General features: G+C 67.9%; 5 protein-coding genes. 3 read left to right on the forward strand and 2 right to left on the reverse strand.

The genetic code is table 11. The features are described from left to right. Positions 1 to 281 precede the first annotated feature (281 nt). Together QZY48_RS08125 and QZY48_RS08130 are read left to right on the forward strand one after the other, a co-directional pair. Complete coding sequence (locus tag QZY48_RS08125) at positions 282 to 728, forward strand: hypothetical protein (protein WP_295429955.1); 447 nt, start codon at positions 282 to 284, stop codon at positions 726 to 728. 350 nt (positions 729 to 1,078) lie between these two features. Then, positions 1,079 to 1,666 carry a PEP-CTERM sorting domain-containing protein gene (locus QZY48_RS08130; protein ID WP_295429957.1) on the forward strand — a complete coding sequence of 196 codons (588 nt, stop codon included), beginning with the start codon at positions 1,079 to 1,081 and terminating at the stop codon, positions 1,664 to 1,666. Positions 1,667 to 1,958: 292 nt separating this feature from the next. Here the strand turns inward: QZY48_RS08130 and QZY48_RS08135 are convergent, their stop codons facing one another. Beyond that, positions 1,959 to 2,486 carry a PEP-CTERM sorting domain-containing protein gene (locus QZY48_RS08135; protein ID WP_295429959.1) on the reverse strand — a complete coding sequence of 176 codons (528 nt, stop codon included), beginning with the start codon at positions 2,484 to 2,486 and terminating at the stop codon, positions 1,959 to 1,961. A gap of 618 nt (positions 2,487 to 3,104) precedes the next feature. On the opposite strand from QZY48_RS08135, the gene QZY48_RS08140 reads away from it, so the two are divergent. Next, complete coding sequence (locus tag QZY48_RS08140) at positions 3,105 to 4,652, forward strand: ATP-binding protein (RefSeq protein ID WP_295429961.1); 1,548 nt, start codon at positions 3,105 to 3,107, stop codon at positions 4,650 to 4,652. Between the two features lie 183 nt (positions 4,653 to 4,835). Here the strand turns inward: QZY48_RS08140 and prsT are convergent, their stop codons facing one another. Beyond that, the gene (prsT, locus tag QZY48_RS08145; RefSeq protein ID WP_295429963.1) at positions 4,836 to 7,679 is read right to left on the reverse strand and encodes an XrtA/PEP-CTERM system TPR-repeat protein PrsT; all 2,844 of its coding nucleotides are present in this window, start codon (positions 7,677 to 7,679) and stop codon (positions 4,836 to 4,838) included. Positions 7,680 to 7,894: the final 215 nt, after the last annotated feature.

Below are 7,894 nucleotides of genomic sequence, written 5' to 3' on the forward strand. Positions count from 1 at the left end.
CGCCCCAGAGCGTATACGATATGAATACTTTCACAATCTCATTCGCCCCGTCCGAATCGTTGACACTGGTGGCGAATCCTGCAAACCGCTGAATCGCTGCCTCTCAAGTGCCTGTTGTTGTGGCCTTCCGGCGGCCTGGAACGAATTCGCCACCAGTGTCAACGTTTTCTCCGGACCTATCGGCTCATACCACCGGCCGACCACCGAATAAACGTTCGCGACGGGGTGAATACCCCGTCGCGCCTAGGCCTGGACGGTGTCGGCATGCACCGGCACGCCTGGTGCTGGCGCTCCTCGCCTGGACCGCGGGCGCCCAGGCCGACGGGCCCCCTGCGGCCGTCCCCACGACGCCGCCGATCACCGTGCCGTCGATGCAACCAGGAGCCCTGCCCACCGACGCGGCGACGCCGGTCACCCCCTGGCTGGCGGAGGTACGCGCCCAGCGTCAGGCGGCCGAGGCGCGCCATCAGGCCAACCGCGCCGCCTTCGCCGCCCGCCGCCGCGCCCTGGACCCCTGGCGTGCGGCCCAACACGAGGCCCGGGAAGAGGCATTCGAGCGCCGCCGCGAGGCGCGCCGCGGACAACTGGAGCAGGCCCGCGGGCAGTTCCCCGCCCCCGGGACGCCCCCGGGAACGCCGGGCACCAGCACGGCGCGCGCCAACCCAGACCCGGGCCGCGGCACCCCGCCCCAAGACTGGAACAACCTCTGGTATTTCCGCGGATATTGAGCCCTGCCGGTTCCGTTGGCCCTGCTGATACCGCTCCCGCGGGGACTTTCACTCCCAGGCGGGAGTCCAACCATTCCCGATAACCGGCACCTGGCAAAGGCTTTGTCAGCAATCTTTACACCCGGCTGAATCGGCCTGCGGCCGCTCCAACTCAAGACACTGAAGTTATTGAGAAAGGCTACCCTGGCGCACTTCGTGCTTTAATCCTCCGCGGGGGCAGCGATCCCAAGACCCGAGGGCTCGATGGTTTCGCCGGACCCTCGTCGGCAGTGCGTCCGCACGGGCGAATCACAACAACCGTCCGGCCAGCCCAATGGTTCTGCGCCGGTTTACTGTCGTTTGGAGAGATTATGAAGATGCGAACAAAGGTCTTGGCGGGGGCGATGATCGCACTCGGGGTGGCCGCGCCGTCGCAGGCCAGCCTGCTCTTTACCTTGCAGCAGGTGGGGAGCGATGTCGTCGCCAGCGCCAGCGGCTCGGCGAACTTGGGTGGGCTGGCGGCGACCGCCACGACAAACCTAGCCGCCCTCCTGTGGGGGGACTACGGTCTTCTCGGGCTGGGTAGCACGACACTAACCTCGGTAAACGTGTGGGATGCCATCACCGGCCCCACCAACTTCGGCGTGGGCGGCAACTACTTCGGAAGCTCAGGCAGCGGTACCCCAGTCGGGTTCTATGGTGGGGGTGGATCGCTCTATCTCCCCAGCGACTATGTTTCAGGCACGGCGCTGTCAAGTACCTCAACCTGGACAGGGGTAACCTTCAGCAGCCTCGGCGTCACGCCCGGAACCTATGATTGGACCTGGGGCACCGGGGGGAACGCGGACTCCGCGCGGCTGGTGATCGGCGACGCCCCGGAGCCCGCCACCCTGGCCCTGCTCGCCGCCGGGCTTGCGGGACTCGCCCGCGCCCGTTGGCAGCGCCGCAGCGCAGCCTGACCCGAGCCGCTTGCCCGCCCCGACCAAGGCCGCTCGTTCCCATGCGCCGGGACCGTGCGATGATTCCCCGTGCGCCTTCGGCGCCCCCGTCCGGCTGAAGCCTCGACCTCCAGTTCAGGCGTGAACGCCCAGGAGGTCGAGGCTTTAGCCGGTTCGGCGCCCTCCCTGGCGGGGCGGGGCATCCGCCCCGTCCGAAACGCTTTTCCCAGACCTGTCGGCTCGCACCACCCGCCCGGCCACCGAATAAAGGTGCCACTCGCCTAAAGCGGGTTGTAAATCCCTTAGTCGGCGATCAGACAGCGGCCGACTTTACCAGGGCATCGTCACTCGCGGCAGCGACACGGCTGCGCCCAGCGCGTTTGCGCCATGCAAGCAAGGCACCCAATCCGGGGATCAACAACATCAGGGTCGCCGGCACCGGCACGTCCCCCACCCCCATCGCGATCTGAGCCCCGGAGTCGTCGTATCCGTACCCATACACCTTGAGTAAGAGTCCGCTACCGGCACCGGTACCGGTTACCTCGGTAGACAACTTCACGTAGCCATACTTTAGTATGCTGTCCGCAAAAGTGAAGGGTATGAAGGTCGGATTGGTGCGGGGCACGGAGATCGCGAAAGATGTTCGGTCCATAGTGGAGATGTCGCCCCATACCTCCGCGACACCCCCGCTCGGCAGGTCGCTCCAGGTCTTTCCGAAGTCGAGCGCATTGAGCCAGTTGCTGAGGTCGCGATTTAGATTGACGTTGGCCAGTTGAAAATACTGTCGGTCACTAGCAGTTTGGCGGTAAAAGCCTGCCAGCGACACGCTCGGCAAATCCAATGTAATCTCTCTGGTTATCACGGGGTAGGATTGCGACGCCCAGGCGGTAGACTCGAGCGGGGAAGACGAATAGTCTTTGTAAATGATGGCGCTCCAGGCGGGGCTCGCGCCAAGGAGACTGAAGGCCACGAGGCCGAGTAGTGATCTGCATTTCATCGTAGTGCGACTCTATCAGGTGTGAGTGACGGCTGATCGACCGGCGGCGCGCTCGCGGCACGACAATCAACCACATCCGGTTGGGTCAACCGACCGGGCCGCGTCTCCAGACGAGCGGACGCGGCGATGTGGCCTGGAGTCTCAATCACTCAAGACTCGCGGTCCGATGATACGCTACGCACATTTCGCGCCAGACGAATCGAAAGCGTCAGGCTCAATCAATAACATATTGATATTTATATGTTATTTCAAAAAGCGAGGAACTTGGGTACAACGACCACCGGCACCAAGCCCACGCAAGTGTAAAGAATCTTGACACTCCAGAGCAGACGGGGCTAACGCGACGCCCGGACTATTGACCCAGTCCGGACAGGGCTAAGGCCCCGACCGACGCGCGCCGCGTCACTAGATGTTCGCCCGGCTAGAATAGGCGTATCGCCCCGCGCATCCGGCCCCACCCCCATGCACCGCAAAAAACTCCCGATCGGCATCCAGACCTTCCAGAAGATCCGCGAGGAGGACTATTACTATGTCGACAAGACGGACTTCGCCTGGCGGCTGATCGCGCAGGGCAGCCATTATTTTCTCTCCCGGCCGCGGCGCTTCGGCAAGTCGCTGTTCCTCGATACCCTGGGCGAACTCTTCGCCGGCAACGAGCCGCTGTTTCGGGGCCTCGCCATCCATGACCGCTGGGACTGGTCGCGGCGCGCCCCGGTCATCCGGCTGAGCTTCGGCGCCGGCCTCGCGCAGACCAGGGCCGAACTGGACCGGCGGATTCTGGCCCTGTTGCGCGTCAATGCCCGGGCCCTGGGGCAGACCTGCGTCGACCCCACCGACATCCCCGGCAGTTTCGCGGAACTGATTGCAGCGGCACACGCCGGCACCGGCGAGCGCGTCGTGGTGCTGGTGGACGAATATGACAAACCGATCCTCGACAACATCACCGACCACCCGACCGCGCGCGCCATGCGCGACGGCTTGCGCAATCTCTACTCGGTCATCAAGGACTCCGACGCCCATATCCGCTTCGTCTTCCTGACCGGGGTGTCCAAATTCAGCAAGGTCAGCCTGTTCTCAGGGCTGAACAACCTGCGCGATATCACCGTATCCACCGCCTACTCGTCGATCTGTGGCTATACGCAAGCGGACGTTGACAGCGTCTTCGCCCCCGAGTTGGAGGGACTGGACCGCGACCGGATTCGCGAGTGGTACAACGGCTACAACTGGACCGGAGAGGCAGTCTATAACCCCTTCGATCTGCTGTTGCTGTTTCAAGAGCGCAGGTACCGTCCCTTCTGGTTCGAGACCGGAACCCCAACCTTTCTCATCGACCTGCTCACGGAGCGCCAGACCTGGCTGCCGGGGCTCGGGCGGCTGGAGACCAGCGCCGATATCCTCTCCACCTTCGACGTCGATGACATCCCCACCGCGGCCCTGATGTTTCAGGCCGGGTATCTCACCATCGAGGCCCGGGAGGAGATCAGCGGCAGCGAGTATTACCGCCTGCGCTACCCCAACCGCGAGGTCTATCAGAGCCTCAACAGTGCCTTGCTGCGGGCCTGGAGCCCGGACCCGCAGGCCGGGGTCCAGCACCGCACGGCGCTCTATCGCCTCCTGCTGGCCAATGACTTCGCGGGCCTCGAAACCCTGTTCACCGCCTTCTTCGCCGGCATCCCGACGGACTGGTATCGCAACAACCCCATCGCCCGTTACGAGGGCTATTACGCCAGCGTCTTCTATGCCTGGTTTGCCTCGCTGGGCCTCGACATCACCCCGGAAGACAGTTCCAACCAGGGCTGGCTCGACATGGCGGTACGGTTCAACGGCCAGGTCTATCTGTTCGAGTTCAAGGTGGTGGAATTGGAGCCGGAAGGGCGGGCCTTGCGACAGATCAAGGAACGCGGCTACGCCGACAAATACCGGGCCTGCGGTCAGCCGATCCACCTCATCGGGGTGGAGTTCAGCCGTAAACGACGCACCCTGGTGGGCTTCGAGGTCGAGACGCGCTAATTAACGAGTCAAGAACAAGTTAAACACGATCGTTGTCGTTGTCGTTGTCGTAATCGAGGTTATCGTAGCGCCCCGGATTCTCTCGCACCCCAAAGTGCATCACTTCTCCGATTACGACAACGACAACGAAAATGGCGCGATAGGCAATCCCTTATGGAGTTGCTTAACTGGTCGCCGGCACCCTCAGCGGCCCGCCGCGAGCTGCCCGAGCAGCACCCGGGCGGCGTCACGCTCGGGAAACGCCTGTCCCGACAGCCCCTCGAGCAGGGTGCGGGCCCGCTCGCGCGCCCCGGTGGCGGCCAGGGCCGCGGCCAGGTGGTAGGTGAGGCTCGGATTGGCGGTGTCGGCGGCGGCGGCCCGCTCCAGCACCGTCAGTGCCCGTGCCGGCTCATGCAGGGCGAGCAGGACGGCGCCCAGGGTGTCGGCGATCTCCGCTTGCTCGGGCCGCGCGTCATGGGCCTGTTCGGCGAGGGTCAGGGCGGCCTTGGGGTCCGTCGGCAGCAGCAGCATGGCGAGGTTGTTCAACGCAATCGGGTCCTTCGGCGTGCGCGCGAGGATGGCCCGGTAGTGTTCAATCGCGGGTGCGGTGCGGCCCTGGCCGAGTTCGAGCTGCGCCAGCGCGGCGCGCACTTGCGGGTCATCCGGATGGGCGCTGAGCCAGTCCCGGCCCGCCTCCAGGGCCGGCTCAGTCTCCCCGGCGGCGGCCAGTGCCAGGACCAGGACCCGCCGATAGCGCGGTTCTTCCGGCGCCCCCTGGACTGCCGCCCGCAGGGCCTCCAGGGCGGCCGGTTGGTCGCCCCGCGCCAGGGCGAGCCGCCCCCGCTCGAAGGCGAGCGCGGGCTGCGCGGGCACGATGGCGACCAGACGCACCGCCAGCAGGGCGCGCGCCTCGTCGCTCGGCTGGGCGGCGAAGACGGCGCTGACGGCGGGACCCGCCAGCGGGTGCGCGGGGTCGCGGCCGAGTGCGTCGGCCAGATCCTCCGCCAGCTTCACGGGGTCCTTGGGGGCCTTTTCCGCGGTGCGGGCCAGGATGATCAGATAGCGCGGTCCGGCGGCGTCCGGGACGGTCGCGGCCAGTTGCTCGAAGGTCCCCAGGGCCTGCGCATTCTGACCCGCGGCAAGTTCCAGGGCGCCGCGTGCCTGCAGGAGCGCGGCCTCGCCCGCCTGCTGCGCCGGTACCGCGGCCAACACCGCCAGGGCGCCCGCGGTGTCATTGCGGCTGGCCAGCAGTTGGGCCAGGGCCAGACGCCATTGCAGGTTCTGCGGCGCCGCGGCCAGACCCTCGCGCAGCCGCAGGGCGGCGGCCTCCGGATGCTGCTCCTGGGCGTCCAGGGCGGCCAGCAGCAGCACGGCGGCGGTGTTTTGGGCGTCGGCACGCAGCAGCGCCTCCAGGGGCACGCGGGCGGCCTTGGGGTCCTTGGCCTCCAGTTCGAGCCGGGCCAGGGCCAGGGCCGCGCCCGTGGCGCGCGGATCGAGCGCCACGGCGCGCTCCAGGGCGGCGCGGGCGCCCGCGCCGTCGCCCGCGGCGGCCAGTGCGCTCCCCAGCAGTTCCTGGACCCGGGCATCCTGCGGCCGGGCCTGCGCCAGGGCGTGCGCCTGGGTCAGTGCCCCCGCGGTTGCGCCGTCCGCCAGATCCAGCCGCGCCAGGGCCAGGGCCGCGTCCAGGTTGTCCGGGACCGCCGTGAGCAGCCGTTGCAGTGGCGCGCGGGCGCCCGCCCGGTCACCGGCGCCCGCCAGCCCCGCGGCCAGGGCCAGCGCGTAGTCGGGCCGCTCCGGGGCGCGCTCCGCCAGCCGCTGCAGGACCGCCATGGCGTCCGCCTGGCGGCCCTGGGCGGTCAGTGCGCGGTGTAGGGCCTCGTCCACCTCGGGCGGACCCGCCGCCCCGCTGATTGGCAGCAAGACCTGCTCCGCCTGCGCCGCCTGACCCTGATCGAGCAGGATGGCGGCCCGCAGCAAGGCGACCGCGGGCTCGCCCGACCGGGCGCTCTCCAGGAGGGGTTCCAGGGTGCGCAGGGCCTGCGCCTGACGCCCCGTCTGGGCCAGTGCCAGGCTGGCGAGATAGCGCCCCTGGGGGTCGGTCGGCGCGGACTTGAGGAAGGTCTCCAGGAGCGGGGCGGCCGCGCCCGGATCACCGCGCCGCAGGGCCAAGGCACCGGCGGCCAGGTCCAACCCCGGAAAGTCGGGGTCACCCGCCCGGGCCGCGTCGATATCCGCGGCGGCGCCCTCCAGGTCGTTCAAGTCGATGCGCACCATGGCGCGCCTGAAATGGGTCATCCAGGGGTTGGCCGCGTGTTCGATGGACCTGGTGTAGGCCTGCTCGGCGGCGCGCCGGTCGCCCCCCAGATAGGCGAGTTCCCCTTGCAGTTCGTACCCCGGCGCCGACGCGGGGTCCGCCGCCAGGGCCTGCGCCACCAGCTCCGCGGCGCGCGCCGCGTCCTTGTCCATAAACGCCAGGCGCGCGAGACCGAGCAGGGCACGCGGATTGGCCGGGTCCAGGGCGCGGGCCTCATGCAGCCGCAGGCGGGCGGCGTCGCGCTCCCCGAGATTCAGGTGCGCCTCACCGACCAGGGCACTCAATTCGGCGCGCAGCCGCTTATCGTCGCCCTTGGCGGCCCCCGGGTCGATCGCGCCGATGAGACGCAGAGACTGCCCTTGCAGCAACAGGGCCCGGCCCAGGTCGGCCAGGTCCGCCGCCGCCAGGCCCGGCGACTGGGGCACTGCGGCCTGCTCGCGTTGGGAGTCCGGTTGAATCCGCAGCCGTCTGAGGTCCTGTTCCGCCTCCGCCCCCTGCCCCAGGTCGAGGCGTACCCGTACCAGCAGTCGCCGCGCCGCACTGTCCGTCGGCGCCTGTTGGAGCCGGTCCTGCAGCAGCATCAGGGCGCGGCGGTGTTCTCCCTGTTCCAGTGCCGTGCGGGCCGCCGCGACCGCGGGCGCCTCGGCCGGGACAGGGTCCTCCCCGGCGCCGGCCGGCGACAGCATCAGACACAGGACCAGCGCGAGTAAAACGGGGGACGCGGGGCGGGACATAGCGGGGACTCCGAAGCAGGCAGGACGGGACGCGCACCAGGTTAGCCGAGGCGCAGCCCCAAGCCAACAGCGCCGGCGACACCGGGTGCGACAAGAACTGATGCGTTAACGCACATGTCGTAGGGTACAGCTACAGCTACCGAACGATCTCACGGACCGGGCGTCGTTGTCGTCGTCGTTGTCGTAATCGTGGTCGGATTATTCGATTACGACAA

The sequence above is a fragment of the uncultured Thiodictyon sp. genome (assembly GCF_903828115.1).
Classification (GTDB): Bacteria; Pseudomonadota; Gammaproteobacteria; order Chromatiales; family Chromatiaceae; genus Thiodictyon.

Excerpts from the sequence above, each read along its gene's own strand:
- QZY48_RS08130 (WP_295429957.1), top strand. The coding sequence starts at position 1,079 with ATGAAGATGCGAACAAAGGTCTTGGCGGGGGCGATGATCGCACTCGGG.
- QZY48_RS08140 (WP_295429961.1), top strand. The coding sequence starts at position 3,105 with ATGCACCGCAAAAAACTCCCGATCGGCATCCAGACCTTCCAGAAGATC.
- prsT (WP_295429963.1), bottom strand. The coding sequence starts at position 7,679 with ATGTCCCGCCCCGCGTCCCCCGTTTTACTCGCGCTGGTCCTGTGTCTG.